Here is a 23,641-nt window from a genome sequence, read left to right as displayed (position 1 = left end):
CCGTCGTTAAATCAATATTGCTTGCAATGAACCAGCGCCTTTTGGGCGTCATAGCTGCATTACGTGTTCATTTGATTGAAAACAGAATTTAACGCACAATCAAAAACCGCAGCGAAAGTACTGTCGGGTCAACACCAAGAGACTTTCGGCACAGGATTGCCAAGATGATCGGGTAACCGGCAACGGACAGGGCTGCAACGGTTACCCCGCCCATCATACCAACCTGCAACATCCCAATCGCAAGCCCTGTGATGGTTACAGCAGCCCACACAGTGACAATCTTGGTCATGGCACGATGAATGCCTGTCATATTCAGCAAGGCGACGCTAGGCCCACATGCGGCTTGAACAGCATATGCGACCAGCATCATGCGCAAATAGGGCACTGCCCCTGAATAATCATCGCCAAACAGCGAAAGCAGTACTGGCGCAAAGACAAAGAACATCCCGCAAACCGGAACCGCCACCAACAACGAGAAACCTGTTGCTCGCGTAACCAGTGATTGCAGCTCGTGCTTGTCTTCTTTGGCCATCGCCTTGGCAAGAAATGGTGAGACAACCGAATTCACCGCCGTTAACGCAAAAGCAACAAGCATGGAAAGACGGATAACCGCGCCAAGCTCACCCGCATCAAATGCCGACAGCAAGACACCCGCCAAAATGACCGGTGACTGATTTAAAAGTGCGATGGAAAGCTGAGAGAACAGGACATTGAGGCCCAACTGCAACCACAGCCGAATGTCGCTCATTTTTGGGTGGAAGGGACCAGACCAGTTGATGTGCCGCCCCATCATCACCAAAATGACTGTCGAAAGCATCGCCACCGCGAGTGCCACCGCGTACGAGCCAACAACAGTTAGAAGTGACAGATCACCATGAATCCAGAAATAAAGCGTTAGAAGGCAGATACCGAATACGAGTGGCCTTACCACCGCCTCACCGACGACAGCGCGTGACACATTGGCATCAGCCCGAATGGCCCCTTGAAGCACGGACATGACGACCGCCAGAGGCAAACACACACCCGCCGCAAGACCAATTTCGATACTGTAGTTTCTGAAACTGATGAGGATGGCCGCAAGAACAGCACCGCCAACGACCGATAACACCCCCGCAAACAGCAAAACAAATCGCTGCATCCCGCTCACGATCTGGCGCTGCCCCTCTTCGCGATATTTGGGCAGGAAACGGACAATTGCGGTGTCCATCCCGAACGTGACGATAGGTGCGGCTGAGATAATCAACCCGAGTATCACGGAAAAGAAGCCGAAAAGATCCTTACCGCCATAGCGTGAGACAAACACGCTGGCCAGAAACATCATGCCCGCCGAGAACGCATTGGCGAACAGCACGAAGATCGCGGCAAATTTCAAATCCGTTTACCCGTAAAAAGACTGGTACCATTCAACAAAATTGCCAATACCGGTTTCAATCGACGTTGCCGGTGTGAACCCGACAGCATCGGTCAGCGCATCGACATCGGCATAGGTTGCCGGAACGTCACCATCCTGCATTGGCAGCATGTTCTTTTCCGCAGTCTGACCCAAGGCTTTTTCAATCGTCTCGATCATATACATCAGTTCAACCGGGTTGTTATTCCCGATATTGAACACCCGATACGGGGCGGAACTGGTCGCGGGGTCAGGTTTGGCTGGATTCCAGTTGGCATTCGGTTCCGCAACGGTCGAGATACAGCGATAGACGCCTTCGACGATGTCATCGATATAGGTGAAATCACGCCGCATTTTGCCTTTGTTAAAGACATTGATCGGCTTGCCTTCAAGGATCGCCTTGGTAAACAGGAATAACGCCATATCCGGGCGTCCCCAAGGACCGTACACCGTAAAGAACCGAAGCCCTGTAGTCGGCAAACGGTACAGATGGCTATAGGTGTGCGCCATCAATTCGTTGGCCTTTTTCGAGGCTGCATACAGGCTGATAGGATGATCTACATTGTGATGCACCGAAAATGGCATTTCAGTATTCATGCCATAGACAGAGCTGCTTGATGCATAGACCAAATGCTTTACGTCATTGTGACGGCAGCCTTCGAGGATGTTGGTAAAACCAACAAGGTTCGCATCAACATATGCATGCGGATTTTCAATCGAATAGCGCACCCCTGCCTGTGCCGCCAGATTGACGACATAGGTTGGCTTTTCGGTCGCGAACAAATCGGCAATGCCTTCGCGGTTCTCAAGATCCATACGAATGAACTTGAACCCATCCTTGCCTTCTAAACGCGCCAGACGCGCTTCTTTCAGGTTAACGTCGTAATAGTCATTGACGTTATCAAGCCCAATAACCGTCGATCCCTGTTCCAATAATTTAAGGCAAAGGTGCGATCCGATAAAACCGGCAGCACCGGTGACAAGCACCTTTTCATTGGCGGGAATAACGAAGTCGAGCATGAGTATTCAAATTCCTGATTGAAATGAAAGCAGCGATCATCACTATACCGCCTGAATTTGGCATTCCTGATAGCAGTATGCTCCCCATTGCGCAAGCCATCAGCCGCCCCAATATCAAAGGTATTCCAAGACAAGACTCATATGTGTTTTTCTGCTATCCTTGGGCTTGTCGATACTTCTTGTAAAAACGTCGGACATTACACGCATAAATGATTTCAGCTGGTCAAACCATCGCCAACCCAAATAGCGGCGGATTGGGCGTTATCCTGAATGTTCGGGAAATCGCACAAACTGCTGATGGGCGCGTTTTGGCCGAATACGAAGCCGTTGAAGTTCAGCTCCAGACAGCCGATGGCAAAACGATCTCCCCTTATGCCATTGCGGGCGAACAAAACGATAGCGCACGCACACGCCTTGTTGACCCACGAACTTTGACCGAGGCACAGGCCGTTGCTGGTGGCATCAGTCGCGCCGAATATCGGCAAGCAGTTGAAACCACCGAAGATGACAACAACAGCGCAGGCGGCACATCAAGCCCCGCGAACCTTGACCCGGCAGAAAAGGCCGTTGTATCGCAGCTTCAGGCACGTGACTCTGCCGTTCGACAGGAAGAACAAGCGCATGCCGCTGCTGCGGGTCCTTATGGATCGGCACCGCAATACACTTATCAGATTGGCCCGGACGGTAATGCCTATGCCATTGGCGGGCATGTCGATGTGAGCGTATCGCTTTCGGGGAGTGCAGCGGATCGTGATCGTGCTTTGGCAACGTTGCAGAATGCGGCACTTGCGCCAAATGTACCATCAGGTGCAGATATGGCAGCCTTCCGCAAAGCCAGCCTGTTACGCGCCACAGACAAGGGTGACGGCGCTCCAACTACTCAGCAAGAATCCATCATTGAAAATTCCCGTTCTGGCAGCGACGCGCGGCAAGGCATTTCGATCTCTGTGTGAGATCCCCCTCGCGAAACGCTTACTAGCCTCCTATATACTATGCAATAAGTGAGAAGAAATTTACTCTCGGGCCACATCACCTATCCGATCGAATAGTTGCAACATTCAGAAACTATCCTGCCGTTTGACAGGACCCCGGTTTTGTTGAATGCTGCGCTCGCGTCCGGGGGGGACGCTTGAATTGACAATCTAAAATCGCGCGAAACCGTGTCTTGACTACGGGGTGCGTTTCCGGAGCCAATCATCAGATGTCAGAGCTTCGGACAAAAACGGGTACGGCATAAAAATGAATATCCTGCTAGCAGACGACCATGACCTCGTCAGAGACGGGATCACTTCCTTCCTCAAACTCGCAGCGCCGGAAGTTGAAGTCGCGCAGGCGAAAGATTTCGCAGAGGCACTGGCAGTTGTCGATAGCGAAACAGTCGTTGAACTGACGATCCTTGATTTGAATATGCCCGGTATGAACGGCTTGTCTGGTCTGACCGTCATGCGTCAAAAACATCCTGAAATCCCGGTGGTCATTCTTTCCGGATCGGTCAAACGCAGCGACGTTTTAAATGCGCTGGAACATGGTGCATCTGGCTATCTGCCCAAAACACTGTCGGGTAAATCGCTGATCAATGCTTTACGCCTTATCCTCTCAGGCGAAAAATACATTCCATCGGCTTTGCTTGAAGATGACGGATCGCGCATGCGCCCGGGCGAGATTGATCTCGATGGCCTTGCACCGGACAATCCCCTTCGTCAGCTGACCAATCGTGAACGCGAAGTACTTGGCCTTTTGACCAAAGGCCTTTCCAACAAAGAAATCGCCAAACAGCTCACGGTGCGTGAGATCACTGTTAAGGTCCATTTGACCGGCATTTTCAAAAAGCTTGGTGCAGCAAACCGTACCCAAGCCGTCAAAATTGCCATGCAGCTTGGTTGGGAAGCCTAACGCCCCAAAACGAAACTGCACTTAAAGACACAAAGCCCGGCTTTTGCCGGGCTTTGTGCTTTTTGGTATCAGGAATTAGCTAAACGCTGTCGCCTTAAGGATGATCACAGGCCCGTGCTATTGCTTCAACTCGCACAGACTTCTGACAGCTCATCCAGTATCGCCAGAAGTTCCTTAAGGTTAAGGGGCTTGGACAGCACCATAACCGGAGCATCTGCACTTTCATCATCATCAACCGGTCGCTCTGCGTCACCGGGATGGCCCGTCATCACAATGACTGGCAAAGCCGGGTTTCTCCCCCGCAATGCCTTGACCAAAGAATTCCCATCCATCTGGGGCATGCGAATATCGGTTATCAGGATATCAGGCTGAACGACGCCGGCAAGTGCCAGGGCATCTTCCCCGTCACTTGCGGCCGATACACTATAGCCTTGCGCTTCGAGGTAACCTGATATGATTTCCATCGCATCAATTTCATCATCGACAACAAGAACTCGGGTATTCTGTCGGGCATCATTGTTTGATTGCGCAATCAGGGTGCTTTCCTCGTCGGGCATCAGGTCGGGAATATCTGTCTTCTCACCCGGTCCGAAAGACGTGATCGGCAGTGTGACTTCAAAGCATGCCCCGTCGCCTTCATTGCGGACATCAATCTTTCCGCCCATCGCTTCCACGATGCCAAAACTGACTGAAAGACCAAGCCCAGTTCCCTTGCCCACATCCTTGGTCGTGAAAAATGGATGGAACAACAGGTCGATGGCAGCTTCCGGCACACCACCACCATTGTCATTAACTGCAAGTTTCAAGGATTTAAGGCCTTCATCGACCATCGCGCTCACGCGAATGAGGCCGCCGATATTACCGTCATCGCCGTTTTCATTGATCGCATCACGGGCATTGGTCAACATGTTCACAAGAACCTGTTCAAGCTGAACCTGACGACCATTCACCAAACATGGCTGTGCCGGTGGAACAACATCAATCAATATCCCGGACAAACGACAATCATGTTCGATCATATCCACCGATCGCTCGACCGCCTTCATCGGATCAAATGGCGTGAAATCCTCATCATCCGGGCGGCTATAAATCTGTAGATGCTTGATGATTTCCGACATGCGTTGGGTTTGACTGCTGATCAACGACAGTCTTTCGCGTTGAAATGCCGGTTTTACGGCATCAAGATCGTATTGCAGCGAACAGGTATCTGCCGCCATACGGATCACATTAAGCGGCTGGTTCATTTCATGTGCGACCGATGCCGCCATTTCACCAAGGGTGGCCAGTTTTGAGGTTTGAACAAGCTGGCGTTCGATTTTACGTTTTTCGGTAACATCTTCGGCCAGCATCAACATCGCTGGCGTGCCTTCGTGGGTAAAAGCAATCGCCGATACTTCCAACTCGACATTTTCCCCGTCCGGGCGCTGACAAATAATGGTGAAATCAGCACGTCCACCATATCCCTTCCGATACCGCACAATATATTCATCAAGCGTTTCGCGGCTTGATGGATGGACCATCTCCATAAAAGAACGCCCAACCAACGCAGCACTGTCTTCGGCGCCAAGGATCGAAAGCCCCTGCTGGTTGATATAAACAATTTCATCCCCACTCAGGATCGAAATCAGTTCCGGTGCCAGTTCAACCAACTTACGGTAACGTTCTTCGCTTTCCTTAAGCGCACGTTCCGCACGCGAGCGTTCAATCGCATAACGGATGGACCGGCGAATAGTCCGGCCATCGGGGAATTCCTTGGTCAGGTAGTCTTCCGCACCATGCTGAAGCGCATCAAAGGCAAGTTCTTCATCCTTGTGCCCGGTCAGGACAACGACAGGCGCGATATTGGCACAGCTGCGCACCTTACTGATCGTCGTAACGCCAGATGAGTCAGGCAAGGTCAAATCCAACAGCACAACGTCAAACTGGGCGTCCGGACCGTCCCCGTTTAATACCGCCATTGCCGAGGCAAGGTCGGGTCGATGTTCGATATCAAACGGCTCGCCAGTTTCTTCAAGGAGCGTTCGAACCAGAAACGCATCTCCCGGATTATCTTCAACAAGAAGAATTCGAAACCGTTGTTCGGCCATCGTGATTTTTCCAATCGTCAGAGTAACGGGTTTCCAATCAAACGATCTGATTTGGAAACCCGTTGATTCTGCATAGTTTCAGGGATGCTAGCAATCCTGCACATCAATCAAAAGGCGGCCTTTAACCTGCCCTTTGAGGATTTTTTCACCCCAAGGCAAAATATCACCCAAGGCAACCTTTGTCGTCGCGGCACTCAGATGCTCTTTCGGGAGTTCTTTGGCAAGGCGCTGCCACGCCCGAACGCGGGTTTCATAAGGACACATGACCGAATCAATGCCAATGAGGCGCACACCGCGCAACAGGAACGGAATAACTGTTCCGGGTAAGTCGGGACCACCCGCTAGCCCACAGGCAGATACAACCCCGTGATATTTCATTTCCGACAGAACATGGGCAAGTGTTGTGCTGCCGACACTATCAATCGCCCCGACCCAGCGTTCTGCCAAAAGCGGTTTACTTGTATCGGTCAACTCATTCCGATCAATGATTGAACTCGCCCCAAGTTCGCGCAAATAGGCATGGGTTTCTTCGCGCCCGGTTGACGCCGCAACCCGGTAACCACGCGCCGATAAAATAGAAACCGCAACCGACCCAACGCCGCCTGCAGCACCGGTAACAAGGACCTCGCCATCCTGATCAGGGGACACACCCTGTTCTTCCAACGCCATCACGGCGAGCATGGATGTAAAACCGGCCGTACCGATCGCCATGGCCTGCGCAGCATCAAGCCCGTCTGGCAAAGGCACAAGCCAATCTGCCTTCACACGGGCCAGTTGGCCATATCCGCCCCAATGGGCTTCACCAACCCGCCATCCGGTCAGAACAACATCATCACCGGGTTTATAACGGTCATCATTTGACGAGATAACTTCACCAGAAAAATCGACACCGGGCACATGGGGGTAAGTCCGAACAAGACGCCCAAGACCATTCAGGATCATGCCATCTTTATAATTCAGCGTTGACCATTTCACCCGGACAAGAACGTCACCTTCAGGAAGGTCATCAACGGTCAAATCTTCGAAACGCGCAGTAACGTTTTTATCTTTCTGGTTTAACACCAGTGCGCGGAATGCTTCATTCATGATCTTCCTCCCGATCTATGCAGATTATAGATCAAGACTACGGCGCACCCGTAGGTCCGTCAAATCCAGACTTGGTCAAAGTAAGGCTACTGAGACCTAGTTACCCAACGGCTGGTTTTCCGGAACCACATTCCCATCAATGCCACCCAGCAACACAATCCCGATCACGGCAACAACAAGAATGCCAAGATAAAAATAAATTCGCCGCGACTGTTTACCCGCTGTCGCGTCGTTCGGAACCACGTCTTCCTGAACAGAAGATGGCAAACTCCGATAAGAAAGCCATCCCAAAAGCGGCACGATTAAAAGATCATCTAACCACCCGATACCGACAAGAACATCCGGTAATAGATCAACCGGACTGATCAGATAAATCAGACCGGCAAACAGCAAGAGTTTGGATTTCAACGCAACATCACTGCGCAGCAACGTTCGCAGCAGATTTGGAACAATCATCCAGGCTGATTTAGCCATACCGCCCTCATCGTTGGTTATCTTCTATCTCTACGAAGCCAGCGTTTCAAAAACGTCTTCTGCTGGCGCGTGACCTAGAACATTGGTCTGATGCCAAAGCGCATAAAACAGCAGATGCCAGCATGCCGCCCCTTCTCTTTTACCGACCGTATTAAACAGTTTTTCAACTTGTGCGGGTTCGGCTATTTCAAGAATACCTGCCTGATTGGCAACCAACGGGCCAAGGCGCTTACCCTGCCCGGCAATCCATTCACCGACAGGAACCGTAAAGCCACGTTTTTTGGCAAATGGTTGCGCCATCGGAAGACAGCGTTCCAACCAACTGCGCAGCAAGAACTTGCCAACACCTTTGCGAACTTTAAGACGATCGGGCAACTGATAGGCAAATTCTGCGACTTTCGGATCAAGGAACGGTGTTCGCCCCTCAAGCCCGTGAGCCATCAACATCCGGTCAAGCTTGATCAGAAGATCATTGGGAAGCCAGTCCGAACAATCTACCGCCTGGGCAACTGCAAGGCGGGACCGTTTTCCGCGATTTTCACGGCTTTCCGATGCCGCAATCCCGTCACGCCATCCTTCAAGGATATTGGGGCGCAGGACGTCAATCTTATCAAATGTTCCTTTGGATCGCATGACACGCCCGCCAAGCAACAATGGCCGCATCACGGACCGATAACGCCCGTATCCACCAAATAGCTCATCCCCACCTTCGCCGCACAAAACGACTTTAAAATCACGTGCCGCTTCGGCGGCCAATTTATAGGTCGGAAGGATGGCGTAATCGGCAACCGGGTCATCCATCTTTGCCGCAACTTCGGGCAACAAGGTCCAGAAATCACGTTCGGAAAACATGATTTCAACGTGATTTGCGTTACACGCCTTGGCCACTTCGCGGGCAATCTCGCGTTCGTCATGCACACTTGATGCTTCAAACGCAGCGGTATAAGCGGTCACCGGACGTTCGTTCAACCGATCCATCATGCCCAGAAGGGATGCACTATCGACCCCACCTGAAAGAAACATGGCATAATCAACATCAGATCGCTGATGAAGACGCACAGATTCTTCAAACACACGATCCCAGTCCGCCAACGCGCTTTCAAGGTTGTTGCCAACAACACCGGCATCGCTCAAGACCTGACGACGACGGCGATCAATGATCCGTCCGTTTTTCAAAACAATGGTCTCGCCCGGAAGCAACCGCTTGATACCATCAAAAATCATGTCGCTGCCGGTTGTGAATTGAACCTGCAGCAGTTCGGAACGGGCGTCGTCGCGGACTTCACGGCCAACAAGGCCGGCGGCCACCAACGCCTGTGCTTCGGATGCAAAGGCAAAGAATTCCGGGGTTTCGACATAATAAAGCTGCTTGATCCCGAACGGATCACGGCACAGCACAACCTGATTTTCAATCACGTCATGAATGGCAAAGGCATACATGCCGCGCAGCTGATCAAACCCGTCAATATTGCTCCGCGCATACAGCCTTAATGCGGTTTCGCTGTCTGACATGGTTTTAAAACTGGCTTCGCACAGACTGTTGCGCAGTTCGATATAATTATAGATTTCGCCATTGGCGATCAGGGCACTGCCGTTTTCATGGTAAAGTGGCTGATCCCCTGTATCGAGATCAATAATCGCCAGCCGGGTCTGAATGAAACCAACCGGACCTTTGACATAACGCCCATCCCCGTCCGGGCCCCGATGACCAAGCGCATCGCGCAGACGATCCAGAATTTCGGGATCAAGGGTTTGCTTGTCCTTGGCGATGTAACCGGCAATTCCGCACATTAACGCGCAACCTCGTCAAAGAAAGCCTTGTATTTGGCAACCACAACGTTCTCGGTAAAATTCGCCTCGAACGTTGTATGCCCGTTTGCCGACAATGTGTCTGAAAGCGCTTTGTCGTCAAGAACTGTCCGCAAATCAGATGCCAGCGCAGAAACATCTTCCAGTGCTGATAACAATCCGTTTTCACCTTGCTCAATCAATTGAACCGGTCCTTGGCTTGCCTGTGCCACAACAGGTTTTCCCTGCGCCCAAGCCTCGATCACCATATTGCCCAGTGGCTCATGGCGCGAAGAAGCACAAAACACATCGCAGGTCGCAAACAGATCGGCAACGTCACGACGCCAACCAAGCAACCGGACCCGGTCCGCAACCCCGCATTCACCCGACAATTTCAAAAGATCGTCTTTCAAACCCCCGGCACCGGCGATCCAAAGATATGCACCAGGCACATCAACCAATGCACGGATCAGGGTGTCAAACCCCTTATTTTCATGCAACCGGCCAAGACCAAGGATCAAGGGCGCATCGTTGGGGGTATTGAATTCTGATCGATCAATCGGGCTTCCGCGATTGGCATCAACAAAGTTCGGCAAGTAATGCGTCTTATCGGCAGCCCAACCTTCGCGCACCAGATAATCGCAAATATCACGTGTATTGCCGATCAAATGGTCGCAATCACGAAAGTTTTTAAGTTTGTAATACCCACCCAGCCGGGCAACTTTGGTGAAATCACCCGACGGGGTCATACGGCTGGCCCGGTTCATCCAGCTTAGAACAATGCGTGGTTTGTGCTTTTTGATCTGCTGACGCAATCCCCACGGGGTTCGAAGATCAAGACGTCCCCCAAAGGGTAACTCATCAAACGACACACCATTTGCCGCAAGAACAGGATTTCGACCTTCATTCGGGCGAACAACGCAATGCTGATCCATTCCAGCACGCTGAAACCCGCAAGCCAGACGCACAAAGAACTCCTCAGCACCGCCAAACGGACTTCCGGCCATGGTTTGCAGCAACATGGTCATCGATCATTTCCCGTTCGGACAGCGTCACTCATCATCGTAACGCGCTTTCAAATAGGAAAGCATCGGGAACAAAGCGGCTAACAAAGCAATCAAAAAGCCCATCCCCCCTTCTTTGTATCCTTTGCGTGAGACAAAGCAGCGCCAAAAGCGAGAAAAGATACGGCGAAAGTTATGTGCAAACGTGCCGATCTTTCCGCTTTCGCGTAAATCGGCCGCGCGTGCGCTGGAATAGCTGTCCAGCCTGCGGATCATGTCAGAGATGTTCCGGTCAACGAAATGTACCAAGGCACCATCAAGCTTGGGCCCCTGACGTCCCGTCATCTTAACTGCTGGGTGAACGCGCTGTGGGCCCCATACTTTGCAACCTTTACGAAACAGTCGCCAAACAGCGGACGTCCCGAACGAAGCACCCCATCCATAACGCACCAGCCGTTCACCGACATAGTTATCCACAGGGATCAAATATCTGTCATAGGTGCCACTATTTACAGCTTCTCGGATAGAGGCTGCAAGCGCCTCATTAATGTGCTCATCCGCATCCAGTTCAAATATCCATTCACCGGTTGCTTCTTCAATCCCTTTATTGCGACGATGGCCTTCTATATCCCAACTGCCGACAACCGTTTTTGCGCCAAATTCTTTTGCGATCTCTTCAGTACGATCTGTGCACTTATCACAAACGACGACGATTTCATCTGCGAAACTTACCTTTTCAAGGCACGCCGCCAAACGCGCTTCCTCGTTATGGGCGCAAAGAACAACGGAGATACGTGGCATGGGTTCAGTCATGATTTTTTTCCTGCAGGCGGTAACTGGTAACCAGCTCTGTCGCAGCTTCGACGACTTTGACAACAGGTAAGGTTTCCATCAGGTTTTCTTTAGAAAAACGGCTCTCACGGTTTTCCATGATCTTGTCAAAAGACCAGTCAGTTCGAACAGCCCGCCCCCACCGCGAATATGGTCGATAATGCTCGTCGCGTGATGGCCCAAACAGCCCAAGCGTTGGGCATCCTGATGCAGCTGCCATATGCATCAGTCCTGAGTCATTACCAAGATAAAGGTCAGCCCGCTCAAGGCAGGCCATAACCGTTAAAAGGCTCTCGCTTCCAAATATTTCTGATCTGCGGTCTTCTGGAAGTGACTGTAGTATGTTTTCGGCCATCTCACGCTCATTAGGCGCCCCAACTAGCAAAACATGTGCATCGTCAAAAACTGCGCCCTTTTCTGTCAGTTGGGAAATCGTCTCGACAAACCGTTCAGGATGCCAGGTTTTTCCAACCCAGTTTGAAGTGGGCCCGACGATCAAAAGCTGCTTGTCTCTCGCAGGCAAAATCAGATCGGCCCGTTCCCGATTTTTCTTATTGATCCAGACCTTTGGGTATGGTGGCGGCGTGACACCTATTACCTGTCCAAGCTGATCGACCCGATGAACACTGTCATCATTCCCCGACAGAACAACACGCTTCCACCCCGGCAACACATAGGCCGTCGCACTTCCGCGCAGGTCGACGATGATGTCCCACCAGTTAAAGACCACCGACTTCCAAAGCTTCCACCAATGCCCGCCACGCTTTTGTTTGGGCATCTCTATGATGCGTTCAAGGTTCGGCACGGCTTGAAAGATTGGTGCAGCTACCGGTCCACATGCCACCGTTACGCGTATCCCCGGATAGGTCTCGACATAATGGCGCAGAACCGATGTCGACAGGACGGCATCCCCCAACCGGTTTGACGTGATGAACAAAAGGCGCACGGTTTAAAGTTTCTCCAGTTCACCAGCAACGTGGATCCATTCGCGACGATCATTGCGTGCGGCTTCGGACTGCGTGGCAAAGAAAGCCCGGTCGGTCAAAAGCTGACTGGTGATATTGCCAAATGCGGCCTCGTCAGGAACGATATAGCCTGTCTTGCCATCTTCAACGCGGTTCTTGGCGATCCCGCCATAGGACACAACCGGTGTTGCCGCGCCAAGGGCATCAACAATCCATTGCCCGACATGGTCCGTTCCGTATTTGCCGTGATGCAGGAAGGCACGCGCATTGGCGACCGTTTCGGCCATATCAGCTTCTGGCATCGGATGAAGAACCCGCACACCCTTGTCGATGGCCGAACGCACCAGATCAACAATATCGTCAGACACCTGATCATTTTCACCGGCAAGTGCCATGAACAGGTCATGGGCATAAACTTCAAGCTTGGCATTGGGTGCCTTTGGCGCGACGTACGCTTCCCAAATACGGACAATCTGGGCAATTCCGGTCGCGGTATTGGCAACTGTTACCGCAACTTCATCACGCGATTCAAATGCCCAATGCATGTTGGAAGCCATGGTAAAGGATCCTGTTGCCCCCGGCTTGACCACAATCGGCTTTTTAACCAGATCGGCGTCAAATCCCTTGGCCTGACCATCATCGGTGAAGACGACCTGTACTTTCTTTTCCTGAAGGACAAGACGTACATCATCGGCATTCAGACGTTCAGGATCCCCATCGAACCATAGAATTGTCGTTGCGCCATCGGGCATCGATGGATGTTTCAACAATTCCGGGTCGCGCCAGACAATCACGGTATTGGCCGCATCGCCACCAAATGGCGGCAATTCAGCATCAAGCTGTCGCCATGCTACACCGTGCATGTCCTTGTCGATGCCACCATTACGGCGAGCTTCAACCTTGTGACCACGGGCAACAAGGGACTCAGCCAACGAAATGAATGCGCGTTGGCAGGTTCCCAGCGGGCGGGCTTCGCGATCCTTGGGATCGAAGCCGATAGAATGATCAAGCATCAAGATTTTCATAAGTTTGGTTCTATCTGTTCGCAGGCGTTTTATGAAGGGTTTTCTTACATATAGATTGGACTTTGGACCTTGAGAGACCCCTTGCGAAATTTATGCATTTGCCCCACATTCCGCTCAAATGAATCCGACAGACCGGGGCCCACAAAATTATGAGTAAGACTTTTTACACCCTGCTGCCCGACCGTGCGGTGATCCGTGTGAGCGGACCGGACCGCGTCAGCTTTTTGCAAGGGTTGGTATCAAACAACATCGAAACCATCACCGCCGATAAATCCGGCTATGGTGCGCTTCTGACCCCACAGGGAAAATTCCTGTTTGATTTCTTTGTCTACCAACAGGATGAAGACAGTCTTCTGATCGAATGCGAACGCGGCGAAAATGGCGAACGGGCTGCTGAACTTTTCAAAAAACTTCGGATGTACAAGCTCCGTGCCAAAGTCGAACTTACCGATGTGACCGAAAGTTATGATGTCATTGCCGTCTTTGGCGAGGATGCACTGAGCACACTGTCGCTTGACGTAGCACCGGGCACAACCGGACATCTTGCCGAAGGCATCAAGGCGGTTGATCCACGTTTATCGGCCATCGGGGCGCGTGTTTTACTGCCTAAAAACAGCTTGGCTGAAATGGCCGCGATCGGGGCGAGCGAAAGCGACGTTGAAGCCTATCATCAGCTGCGCGTTTCACTTGGCCTGCCAAACGGCAGCGAAGAACTTGAAATTGAAAAATCCATCCTGCTTGAAAACGGCTTTGAAGAACTGGGCGGCGTTGATTTCAAGAAGGGGTGCTATATGGGACAGGAACTGACCGCGCGCACCAAATATCGCGGTCTTGTCCGCAAACGCCTGTTGCCGATCAAAATCGATGGCAGCGCACCGGAAGCCGGAACCGCCATCATGAATGGCGACAAGGAAGCGGGTATCATTCGATCCATTCACGGTGATCATGGCCTTGCCCTTATCCGGTTGGAACGCATCAGTGACGATGCCGATTTACGGGCGGGCGATGCCAAAATCACCGTTGTCGTACCCGACTGGGTCAGTTTACCTGCGACCGCAGCTTAAGGGCAGCGTTCCCAAATTTACATTCCACGAAGAATCGCATCATGAAACGAGTCCCGATTTGGGGCTCGTTTCACATTGACACCTGTTCGAAAGGGTAGTTAGCCCCTATGTTATGGAAAGAAGAGAACAGGAACCTGCAATGAAACTGCGCAATGCCGCACCCTATCTGGTCGTAATGGTTGTTGCCCTATTGGCGGGCTCATTATCAAACAATGCATCCGCCCAACAAAGGCCAACCGGCTTAAGCGACACGCCAGTTGCAGACATGTCGATTGCAGATGCCAACAAGGAACTTGCGACAATCACGCAGGCCTATAATCGCAAAGGCAATCAGGTCAAACAAATGGCCTTGGGCACATTGTTGCGATTCTATTCCGGGAAAATTGTTCCCTGCGGCGCGATTGTAACCAATGTCCGTGATTGCCTTGAAAATGAATGGTCGGATTTAAAAAATTATCCGGGTCATTTTCTCGGCCCGAATGAAACCGCCGCCCTTAACCCAACCATCGCGCAAGCCCGCATGACAGAAGAAAACTATTTCGACGCGGTGGAGCGCCTGAACATGCTCCTTCGTGCGGTGCGCTATGAAAGCACATTGAAGCCCGATGAAAGCTACCGGGCACATCTTCATGCAGTCTTGACCCATCTGACCGACTTGCAGGAAGAAGAGTTCCACACAGCCGTTCTTTACGAAAAGATATTCAAAATTGGCGGGATCATTTTACTCCTGCTCGGTCTTTCTGTCGGCGGCATGTTGATCATGAAACATCTTGCCCACCGCGCCGACCCATCATCGCAAAACGTCAAAAAATAACGACGGCAAGTTCCCCTGCCGCCGTCTGATAATTTTTAGATCAATGCAACGTTGCGCGTGGCAACGGGTGTTGTGCCGGACCTATTCTTGGCTCAGGGCTGATTTATTCGTGGCTCAAAGCTGCTTACGGTTCAAAGCCGCCTGAGCCGCTGCCAGACGGGCAATCGGCACGCGGTACGGCGAACAGGACACATAATCCAACCCTTGCGCCTCGCAGAACGCGATGGATGCCGGATCACCGCCATGCTCCCCACAGATACCAAGTTTGATATCACTGCGCGTTGCACGGCCACGTTCGGCAGCAATACTAACCAGCTCGCCAACCCCTTCCTGATCAAGCGACACGAACGGATCGCCTGCAAAAATATCCTTGGAGATATATGTATCAAGGAAGCGCGACGCATCATCGCGTGACAAACCAAAAGTCGTCTGGGTCAAATCGTTGGTGCCAAAGCTGAAGAATTCGGCTTCTTCGGCAATGTCCCCTGCCCGCAATGCAGCACGTGGCAATTCGATCATGGTGCCAACAAGGAAACTCAGTTTGGCTGACTTTTCGGCCTCAACATCCGAAGCAACCTTAATGATCGCAGCTTTCAGGATTTCAAGTTCCTTCTTGCCGACAATCAACGGGATCATGATTTCCGGAATGACCGGATCACCGCCATCCTTTGAAACTTCAATCCCGGCTTCAAAGATCGCACGCGCCTGCATTTCATAGATTTCAGGATAGCTGATGCCAAGACGACATCCACGATGCCCCAGCATCGGGTTGGCTTCGGCAAGGTCAAGCAGGCGACGTTTGACAATCACCTCGGACACACCGGCAGCCTTGGCGACTTCGGCAATTTCGGCATCACCGTGTGGCAGGAATTCATGCAACGGCGGATCCAGAAGACGGATGGTAACCGGAAGCCCCTTCATGATGCGGAACAGGTCAATAAAGTCCTGACGCTGATAGGGCAGAAGTTTATCAAGGGCCGTCCGACGACCCTGCTCGGTCTCGGCCAGAATCATTTCGCGCATGGAGATGATCCGTGCCGGATCAAAGAACATATGTTCGGTCCGGCAAAGACCAATGCCTTCTGCGCCAAAGCCGCGTGCGGTTGCCGCATCATCCGGGGTTTCCGCATTGGTCCGGACTTTAAGGCGACGCACAGCATCGGCCCATTCCATCAACTGCGAAAAATCACCTGACAGATCAGGCTTAAGGGTCGCGACTTCGCCCAGCATGACTTCACCGGTGCTGCCATCAAGGGTGATGACGTCGCCTTCTTTTAAGGTCACACCACCGGAAATCATGGTTTTGTTGGCGTAATCGATCTTGACCTGACCGGCACCGCAAACGCATGGCGTTCCCATACCGCGGGCTACCACCGCCGCATGACTGGTCATGCCACCGCGTGACGTCAGGATACCTTCAGCCGCATGCATGCCGGCAATATCTTCGGGGCTGGTTTCAATACGCACCAGAATGACTTTGCGGCCTTTATTACTGGCCCATTCTTCCGCTGATTCGGCTGAAAACACGATCTGGCCGGATGCCGCACCGGGGGATGCCGGAAGTCCCATACCAACAACCTTGCGGGCGGCATCGGGATCAAGGGTCGGGTGCAGCAATTGATCAAGCTGTGCCGGATCAACACGGCGCAGGGCATCTTCCTGTGAAATCACGCCATCGCGGCACATCTCAACAGCAATGCGCAAGGCGGCCTTGGCGGTCCGTTTGCCCGCACGGGTCTGAAGCATATAAAGCTTGCCCGATTCAACGGTGAATTCCATGTCCTGCATATCGCGGTAATGGGATTCAAGCCGATCGCGGATTTCACAAAGCTCGCCAAAGACTTTTGGCAAAGCTTCTTCCATCGAGGTCAGGTCTGATCCGGATTCTTCACGTTCGATTTTGGTCAGCGGTGCCGGTGTGCGGATGCCCGCAACAACGTCTTCGCCCTGTGCGTTGATCAGATATTCGCCGTAAAAACGATCTTCGCCGGTTGATGGATTGCGCGAGAAACAGACACCCGTCGCACAGTCATCGCCCATATTGCCAAAGACCATCGCCTGCACGTTTACAGCCGTACCCCAGCTTGCCGGGATGCTGTGCAAACGACGGTAGGTATTGGCACGTGCATTCATCCAGCTGCCAAATACGGCACCGATCGCACCCCAAAGCTGTTCACGCGGATCTTGCGGGAAAGGTGCATCAAGTTCGCTTTGGACTTTTTTCTTAAAGCCCTGAACGATTTGCGCCCAGTCATCGGCATCCATTTCGGTATCAAGGGAATAGCCCTTGTCTTCCTTGTGAATCTCAAGGATTTCTTCGAAATGATAATGCTCAACCCCAAGCACCACATCGCCATACATCTGAATGAAACGGCGGTAGCTGTCATAGGCAAACCGGCGATCACCTGAAACGGTTGCCAAGGCTTCGACTGTTTCGTCATTCAGGCCAAGATTAAGAACCGTGTCCATCATGCCGGGCATGGATGCCCGCGCACCGGAACGAACAGACACCAAAAGCGGATCTTTGGCATCGCCAAATTTGCGCCCGACCAGCTTTTCAACAGCTGCCAGCGCCTTTTCGACTTCGGAGTTCAGACCATCCGGGTAAGCACGGTCGTTGTCATAAAACGCCGTGCAGACTTCGGTTGTAAGGGTAAATCCGGGCGGAACGGGAAGTCCGAGATTGCTCATCTCGGCAAGGTTCGCACCCTTGCCGCCCAAAAGTTCGCGCATATCCGAACGGCCTTCGGCGCTACCGCCACCGAAACCGTACACCCATTTGGTCATCTTGCCTTTTCCTCATCTGGTCAAGGCCCTTATGGGCCTCCCCGGATGGGGAAAGCCCCGCAACCTTGACCTATTTTATGACTCGATCTTTGAAAAGTCCGCAATGTCATGCAAAGCAGTGCGAATTTGCGCCAGCAGCTTAAGCCGGTTGGCACGTTCGTCTGCCTTGTCACTATTCACCGTGACCTTTTCAAAGAATGCATCAACCGGTTCACGCAACCGCGCAAATTCGGTCATCGCCGCGGCATAATCCTCACCCCGTAAAAGTGGCAAGGCCTTATGCCGGACATCAATGAGCGCCTCATACAGCTTGCGTTCTTCATCCTCACTCAGAAGATCCGCGGAAACGTCCGCGTCAAAGGACGTGTCGTCCTTCTTCTCTTCGATGCGCAGGATGTTCGATGCACGCTTGTAGCCAGCCATAAGGTTGACGCCGCTTTCGCCCGAAACAAAATCGGAAAGCGCATCAACACGGGCCAGCAGGCGGACAAGATCGTCTTCGCCATCCAATGCAAACACAGCCGACACCAGATCATGGCGCACACCCTGTTCACGCAGATGGACTTTCAGACGGTCGGCAAAGAAGGCCAGAAGGTCTTCGACTGCCTCGTCACGACGAATGGTTGCCGGGTATTGGGAAACGGCAAATGCGAAGATGCGCCGAAGCTTTACCCGCAAACCATTTTCCAAAACCAGACGGATGACCCCCAAAGCCGCACGACGCAGCGCAAACGGGTCTTTTGACCCGGTTGGCTTTTCATCGATGGTAAAGAACCCGGCAAGGGTATCAAGCTTCTCTGCCAAGGCGACTGCAACCGACACAGGTGCCGTCGGGCACATATCCGACGGACCAGCCGGTGCATAATGCTCGGCAATGGCATTGGCGACTTCCGGGACTTCGCCATCATTTTCGGCGTAATATTTCCCCATCAGCCCCTGAAGTTCGGTGAATTCAAACACCATCTGCGACACCAGATCGGCTTTGCCGATTTCTGCAGCGCGATCGGCCAGTTTGACATCACAATTCGGGATATCTGCTGATAATTCACGTGCAAGACCGCGAAGGCGCAGCACACGCTCTGCAAGCGATCCCAGCTTGGCATGGAAGACAATCGTATCAAGTTTAGGCAAACGCGATTGCAGCGTCACTTTCCGATCCTGATCCCAGAAGAACTTGGCATCATGCAGGCGTGCGCGCAAAACGCGTTCGTTCCCGGCGATGATTTTGGCGTTATTATCCGCCGTTTCCATGTTCGAAATTGTGATGAAGCGCGCAGCAAGCTTGCCGCTTTTGTCTTCAACCACAAAATATTTCTGATGTTCACGCATCGAGGTTTCAAGAACTTCGCGCGGGATGTCCATGAACAGGTCATCGACCTTGCCCATAACCGGCACAGGCCATTCAACCAGACCACAAACTTCTTCAAGAAGGCCGTTATCTTCAAGAAGTTCGAACCCTTCGGCCGCAGCCAGCTTTTTTGCCCCATCAAGGATAACCTGCTTGCGCTCTTCCCGATCAATCATGACCTTGGCAGCGCGCAGTTTTTCCTTGTATTGGGCACCATTGGCGACACTGAATTCAGCAGGTGCCAGGAAACGATGACCGCTGGTGGTGTTTCCGGCGGTGACCGGACCATAGGAAACCGGAATCACCGTGCCATCAAACAGGCACAGAATGCGGTCAAGCTGACGCACCCAGCGGACTTTTTCGGTTCCCCAACGCATTGATTTCGGCCACGGCAATTTGGCCATCGCGTCTTCGACGATTTCCTTGATGACTTCTGATGCCGCACGGCCTTTTTGTTCGACAATCGCAAACAGGAAGGTGCCTTTTGGCATTTCGCGCTTTTCGCACTGATCAAGGGTGACGCCATTGCCGGTCAAAAAGCCGTTGATTGCCTTTTCAGGTGCATCGGCGCGCGGACCGCGGCGTTCTTCGCGCAGGTCCGGCTGCTTTTCAGGCAGGCCATCAATAATCAGGGTCAGGCGACGCGGGGTCACCAATGCTTCGACCTTGTCAAACGCAAGGTCAGCGGCCTTAAGACCATCCGTGATCAGTTTGGACAGATCAGCAGATGCACGGGCCTGCATACGGGCCGGGATTTCTTCGGAAAACAGTTCAAGCAGCAATTCGGCCATGACTTATGCCTCCTCTTTCAGATGGCCACGCGACCGCAGCCACGCCTCGCAGCAGGATTTCGACATGTCACGAACACGACCGATATAGGCCGCACGTTCAGTGACAGAAATCACGCCGCGCGCATCAAGAAGGTTAAAGATATGGCTGGCTTTCATGGCCTGCTCATATGCCGGAAGGGCCAAACCGCGTTCAATATTGACCGCACATTCTGCCTGCGCATCTTTAAAGTGCGAGAACAGCATATCTGTGTTCGCGACTTCAAAGTTATAGGTCGACTGTTCCACTTCGTTTTGCAGGAACACATCGCCATAACTTACACCCTGACCATTATAATCAAGGTCATAGACGTTTTCGACACCCTGAATATACATCGCCAATCGTTCCAGACCATAGGTCAGCTCGACCGGAACCGGGTTACATTCAAAGCCACCAACCTGCTGGAAATAAGTAAACTGGGTGACTTCCATGCCATCAAGCCACACTTCCCAGCCAAGGCCCCATGCACCAAGGGTCGGGCTTTCCCAGTCATCCTCGACAAAGCGGATGTCATGGGCCAGCGGATCAATGCCCAAATGACGTAACGACCCAAGATACAGCTCCTGAGAGTTGCTTGGCGACGGTTTCAGCAGAACCTGAAACTGGTAATAGTGCTGCAAGCGGTTCGGGTTTTCACCATAACGACCATCGGTCGGACGACGAGAAGGCTGAACATAGGCTGCATTCCAGCTTTCCGGGCCGAGTGCCCGCAAGGTTGTCGCTGTATGGAACGTACCGGCACCGACTTCCAAGTCATAAGGCTGCAGGATTACACAACCCTGATCGGCCCAATAGCTTTGCAGTCGAAGAATGATTTCCTGGAATGAAGGGGGACGTTGCGACCCGTCGAGCGCCATGGCGCGAACTCTCTATTACTGTTGTCTATGAACTAGAGCATGGAGCGTTAAATCTGATCCACTTTGCCGGAGACATCCTTTTGCCCGGCAAGGAAATGTCCGTAAAGCGTAGCGGCGCTACGGTCAAGGACATTGACGCTGCGGGGCGGAAGGATGTCCCGGCCCGCAGGGTTTGTTTTTGGCGGCGTCTCGCAACGTTACACCGCTTGAACGATGCCCCGCATCGTCCTGCGCGCTGTGCCTTGCCAGACGACACGCCAGAAACAAACAAAGTGAAGCAGATTTAACGCACCATGCTCTGGAGCGGCAAGCTACCGCCCTGCCCCCTCGCGGTCAAGAAGGCAAAAGCCCTGAGACGCGTTGAATTTGCAACCCTTGTATCCCCGTCAACCGTATCATATCGCATTGCAGCAATACTCATCGGTGATTGATGCCGGAATTCCAAGCAAAATCAGCAAACCTTGATCCAAAGTCGAACACCGCGTGAGTAAACGGTATTCGATCAGATTAATGCTAGGGTCAGGACCTATTAATTTGGTTTGAATGGTCACCCGGATTTGTGCGGATACGCGAAGCAAGACCGCAGGAAGATATGCATCTTTCAAGGTTTTGCGACAAAGTAGCCCGTACAAATCCGGGTGATCCGTAGGACAGGCGTTATATTTGCAAACTCCTGCGTTAAACCCTTTGCCCGGGGGATTACCCCGCGCTGCAGGCTTTATCCTTGTATTTCACAAATATAACGCCTGCCATTCCAATCAAATTAATAGGTCCTGACCCTAAATCACAGGGGTGATTACCCATCGCAGCGATGCGCGAAGCCTTCGGCATGGTAAACGCCGCAATTGGGGCATTTTTCCATTTCCTGGGGGGCTGAACCGGTTTTGCTTTTTTTCTCACCGCGGGTTTGTTTTGGCTGGTCATTTTTTGGGACCTGCTTGGCGCGGTTAAACAGCTTGAAGCCCTGCCATACGACAATGACAACCAATGCGGTAAAGATGATTTTCGAAAAACTCAGCATGTTCGATCCCAAAGCACGTTTATTTTTGCAGCCCTCGCCACAGCCAAGGCGCACTTATATTCAACTTGGACGCATTTAGAAACCGGGCAATGGCAATGGATTGCGCAAAAGTTCATCGATATGCGGCAAATAGACCCCGTTGGCATCATTTAAAACAATCCCGCGCCGCATCTTAAGCGGTGATGCCACTCCTTTTCTTGCCGAGACAATCACCCGCAACGGGGTTTCTGAATCCTGCTTGCTCCAGATCGGATAAACAGTCACATCCCCCGCCCGGCCATGCAAAAGGGCAATAATCCGGTCCAGATGATCGGCCCGGTGTACCAACGTAATCCGCCCTTTATGGCGCAGCACCTTCAGGCAAAAGCCAATCCAGTCTTTGAGCCCCGTACTGCCTTCCTGATGCGCCTGTGCCCGGCTTTCATTGACCGGGCGTGTGCCGCTTGGATAATAGGGCGGGTTTGATATGACCTGATCAAAGCTGTGTGCCGCCAGTGGCAATTTCGAACTGTTGTTGATATCGCCGTGGATGGGGGTGACCCGCCCGGCAAAACCGTTTTCCATCACGTTTCGGCAAAACAGGGCGTAAAGATCATCTTGCAGCTCGACACCCGTAACCTTGGCATTTTCCAGACGTTTGGCCACGCACAAGCCGACTGATCCAACAGCGGCACCAACATCCAAAATCTTTTCATCGCGGTGTGAATTGATCGAAACGGACGCTGCAAGCAAGACGGCATCAATGGCCGTGTGATAGCCATCAACCGGTTGCTTTAGCGTTACCGAACCACCCAGTAGGAAATCATGACTGATCCGGTCTTCGGGAAAGTCGGGCACTTCAATCGCTGCAATCTCACTTGCCATTCATCGTCCTTGGTCTTGCTTTCTTTCGCTGACCTGTGCGTTATTCGGGCGTCAGCACATCAGATGTATCTTTGGCAGCGTTATGCGCATCCAGATCGCGTCTGGCAATATCGAGAACGTATTTCGCCCGACTTTCTTCTTCACCCCCCACCATCAAACGCCGGGGTAATGCGCCAATCGATCCTTCGATGATGCTGGCATGGTAATCAAAGATGTGGCTTAGAATGCCTTCATCGGCCAAAACCGATTGTGCCCAGCTCAGTTCGATCGGATCGTTGCTGCGAAAGAGTTCAATCATATGGCGTTTTCCCTAAAACTTTTGTGATCTTTGGCCTTTGATATGTCCGGCAAGAGTGATCCAGACCCGATATATGCACTATAATGTAGTAGCTTACCGTCATGGTTTTTAAAAACCTGCTGACTAGACTGCATTTTGGCAGGATTTTCATGCATGGCATGATGACATTTGTCCACTTGACCACAATGCCTTGGCCT

Annotated in this window: 20 protein-coding genes; 4 read left to right on the top strand and 16 right to left on the bottom strand. The window is 52.2% G+C overall.

Annotated elements, in window-relative coordinates; genetic code table 11:
• Nucleotides 1-88: 88 nt before the first annotated feature.
• Nucleotides 89-1,372 (bottom strand): oligosaccharide flippase family protein, encoded by a 1,284-nt coding sequence (locus tag ACQ0MK_RS01535; protein WP_430474535.1) that lies wholly within the window; start codon nt 1,370-1,372, stop codon nt 89-91.
• A 6-nt stretch (nt 1,373-1,378) separates the two neighbouring features.
• On the bottom strand, nt 1,379-2,410 hold the full coding sequence (locus ACQ0MK_RS01530) for an NAD-dependent epimerase (protein ID WP_430474534.1): 1,032 nt from the start codon (nt 2,408-2,410) through the stop codon (nt 1,379-1,381).
• Nucleotides 2,411-2,619: 209 nt separating this feature from the next.
• On the opposite strand from ACQ0MK_RS01530, the gene ACQ0MK_RS01525 reads away from it, so the two are divergent.
• Nucleotides 2,620-3,363: a putative metalloprotease CJM1_0395 family protein gene (locus tag ACQ0MK_RS01525; RefSeq protein WP_430474533.1), complete on the top strand. Its 744-nt coding sequence runs from the start codon at nt 2,620-2,622 to the stop codon at nt 3,361-3,363.
• A 286-nt stretch (nt 3,364-3,649) separates the two neighbouring features.
• Entirely contained in the window at nt 3,650-4,303 is a 654-nt protein-coding gene (locus ACQ0MK_RS01520) for a response regulator transcription factor (protein WP_350047653.1), read from the top strand.
• A 125-nt stretch (nt 4,304-4,428) separates the two neighbouring features.
• Here ACQ0MK_RS01520 and ACQ0MK_RS01515 read toward each other — a convergent pair whose 3' ends face one another.
• The 8 genes from ACQ0MK_RS01515 to ACQ0MK_RS01480 form a co-directional block, all read right to left on the bottom strand.
• Nucleotides 4,429-6,390, bottom strand: coding sequence for a response regulator (locus ACQ0MK_RS01515; RefSeq protein ID WP_430474532.1), 1,962 nt, complete (start codon nt 6,388-6,390; stop codon nt 4,429-4,431).
• Nucleotides 6,391-6,477: 87 nt separating this feature from the next.
• Nucleotides 6,478-7,476 carry an MDR family oxidoreductase gene (locus ACQ0MK_RS01510; RefSeq protein ID WP_430474531.1) on the bottom strand — a complete coding sequence of 333 codons (999 nt, stop codon included), beginning with the start codon at nt 7,474-7,476 and terminating at the stop codon, nt 6,478-6,480.
• Nucleotides 7,477-7,572: 96 nt separating this feature from the next.
• Complete coding sequence (locus ACQ0MK_RS01505; RefSeq protein WP_430474530.1) at nt 7,573-7,950, bottom strand: YkvA family protein; 378 nt, start codon at nt 7,948-7,950, stop codon at nt 7,573-7,575.
• Between the two features lie 30 nt (nt 7,951-7,980).
• Nucleotides 7,981-9,741: an asparagine synthase (glutamine-hydrolyzing) gene (asnB, locus tag ACQ0MK_RS01500; protein ID WP_430474529.1), complete on the bottom strand. Its 1,761-nt coding sequence runs from the start codon at nt 9,739-9,741 to the stop codon at nt 7,981-7,983.
• On the bottom strand, nt 9,741-10,766 hold the full coding sequence (locus ACQ0MK_RS01495; protein ID WP_430474528.1) for a glycosyltransferase: 1,026 nt from the start codon (nt 10,764-10,766) through the stop codon (nt 9,741-9,743). Before ACQ0MK_RS01495 ends, asnB begins: the two co-directional genes overlap by 1 nt.
• Nucleotides 10,767-10,790: 24 nt before the next feature.
• Nucleotides 10,791-11,543 (bottom strand): glycosyltransferase family 2 protein, encoded by a 753-nt coding sequence (locus ACQ0MK_RS01490; RefSeq protein ID WP_430475997.1) that lies wholly within the window; start codon nt 11,541-11,543, stop codon nt 10,791-10,793.
• Between the two features lie 4 nt (nt 11,544-11,547).
• The gene (locus tag ACQ0MK_RS01485; RefSeq protein ID WP_430474527.1) at nt 11,548-12,519 is read right to left on the bottom strand and encodes a glycosyltransferase family 9 protein; all 972 of its coding nucleotides are present in this window, start codon (nt 12,517-12,519) and stop codon (nt 11,548-11,550) included.
• A gap of 3 nt (nt 12,520-12,522) precedes the next feature.
• On the bottom strand, nt 12,523-13,551 hold the full coding sequence (locus tag ACQ0MK_RS01480) for a glycosyltransferase (protein ID WP_430474526.1): 1,029 nt from the start codon (nt 13,549-13,551) through the stop codon (nt 12,523-12,525).
• 161 nt (nt 13,552-13,712) lie between these two features.
• Here ACQ0MK_RS01480 and ACQ0MK_RS01475 point away from each other — a divergent pair, with 161 nt between their 5' ends.
• Both ACQ0MK_RS01475 and ACQ0MK_RS01470 read left to right on the top strand, forming a co-directional pair.
• The gene (locus ACQ0MK_RS01475) at nt 13,713-14,627 is read left to right on the top strand and encodes a YgfZ/GcvT domain-containing protein (protein WP_430474525.1); all 915 of its coding nucleotides are present in this window, start codon (nt 13,713-13,715) and stop codon (nt 14,625-14,627) included.
• A gap of 139 nt (nt 14,628-14,766) precedes the next feature.
• Entirely contained in the window at nt 14,767-15,441 is a 675-nt protein-coding gene (locus tag ACQ0MK_RS01470) for a hypothetical protein (protein ID WP_430474524.1), read from the top strand.
• 114 nt (nt 15,442-15,555) lie between these two features.
• Here ACQ0MK_RS01470 and ppdK read toward each other — a convergent pair whose 3' ends face one another.
• The 6 genes from ppdK to ACQ0MK_RS01440 all read right to left on the bottom strand — a co-directional run bounded on the left by ppdK (nt 15,556) and on the right by ACQ0MK_RS01440 (nt 23,444).
• On the bottom strand, nt 15,556-18,228 hold the full coding sequence (gene ppdK / locus ACQ0MK_RS01465) for a pyruvate, phosphate dikinase (protein WP_430474523.1): 2,673 nt from the start codon (nt 18,226-18,228) through the stop codon (nt 15,556-15,558).
• 75 nt (nt 18,229-18,303) lie between these two features.
• Nucleotides 18,304-20,367, bottom strand: coding sequence for a glycine--tRNA ligase subunit beta (glyS, locus tag ACQ0MK_RS01460; protein WP_430474522.1), 2,064 nt, complete (start codon nt 20,365-20,367; stop codon nt 18,304-18,306).
• 3 nt (nt 20,368-20,370) lie between these two features.
• Nucleotides 20,371-21,261: a glycine--tRNA ligase subunit alpha gene (locus tag ACQ0MK_RS01455; RefSeq protein WP_430474521.1), complete on the bottom strand. Its 891-nt coding sequence runs from the start codon at nt 21,259-21,261 to the stop codon at nt 20,371-20,373.
• 796 nt (nt 21,262-22,057) lie between these two features.
• The gene (locus tag ACQ0MK_RS01450; RefSeq protein WP_430474520.1) at nt 22,058-22,282 is read right to left on the bottom strand and encodes a hypothetical protein; all 225 of its coding nucleotides are present in this window, start codon (nt 22,280-22,282) and stop codon (nt 22,058-22,060) included.
• Between the two features lie 75 nt (nt 22,283-22,357).
• A complete protein-coding gene (locus tag ACQ0MK_RS01445; RefSeq protein ID WP_430474519.1) occupies nt 22,358-23,146 on the bottom strand; it encodes a tRNA1(Val) (adenine(37)-N6)-methyltransferase in 789 nt (262 codons plus the stop codon).
• A gap of 40 nt (nt 23,147-23,186) precedes the next feature.
• Complete coding sequence (locus ACQ0MK_RS01440; protein WP_430474518.1) at nt 23,187-23,444, bottom strand: DUF2007 domain-containing protein; 258 nt, start codon at nt 23,442-23,444, stop codon at nt 23,187-23,189.
• Between the last annotated feature and the right edge of the window lie 197 nt (nt 23,445-23,641).

Origin of the sequence: Thalassospira lucentensis (assembly GCF_050516545.1) — a bacterium.
GTDB lineage: Bacteria > Pseudomonadota > Alphaproteobacteria > Rhodospirillales > Thalassospiraceae > Thalassospira > Thalassospira lucentensis_C.
The sequence above is the reverse complement of the archived record's forward strand: the minus strand, read 5'-3'. Positions and strand labels throughout refer to the sequence as shown.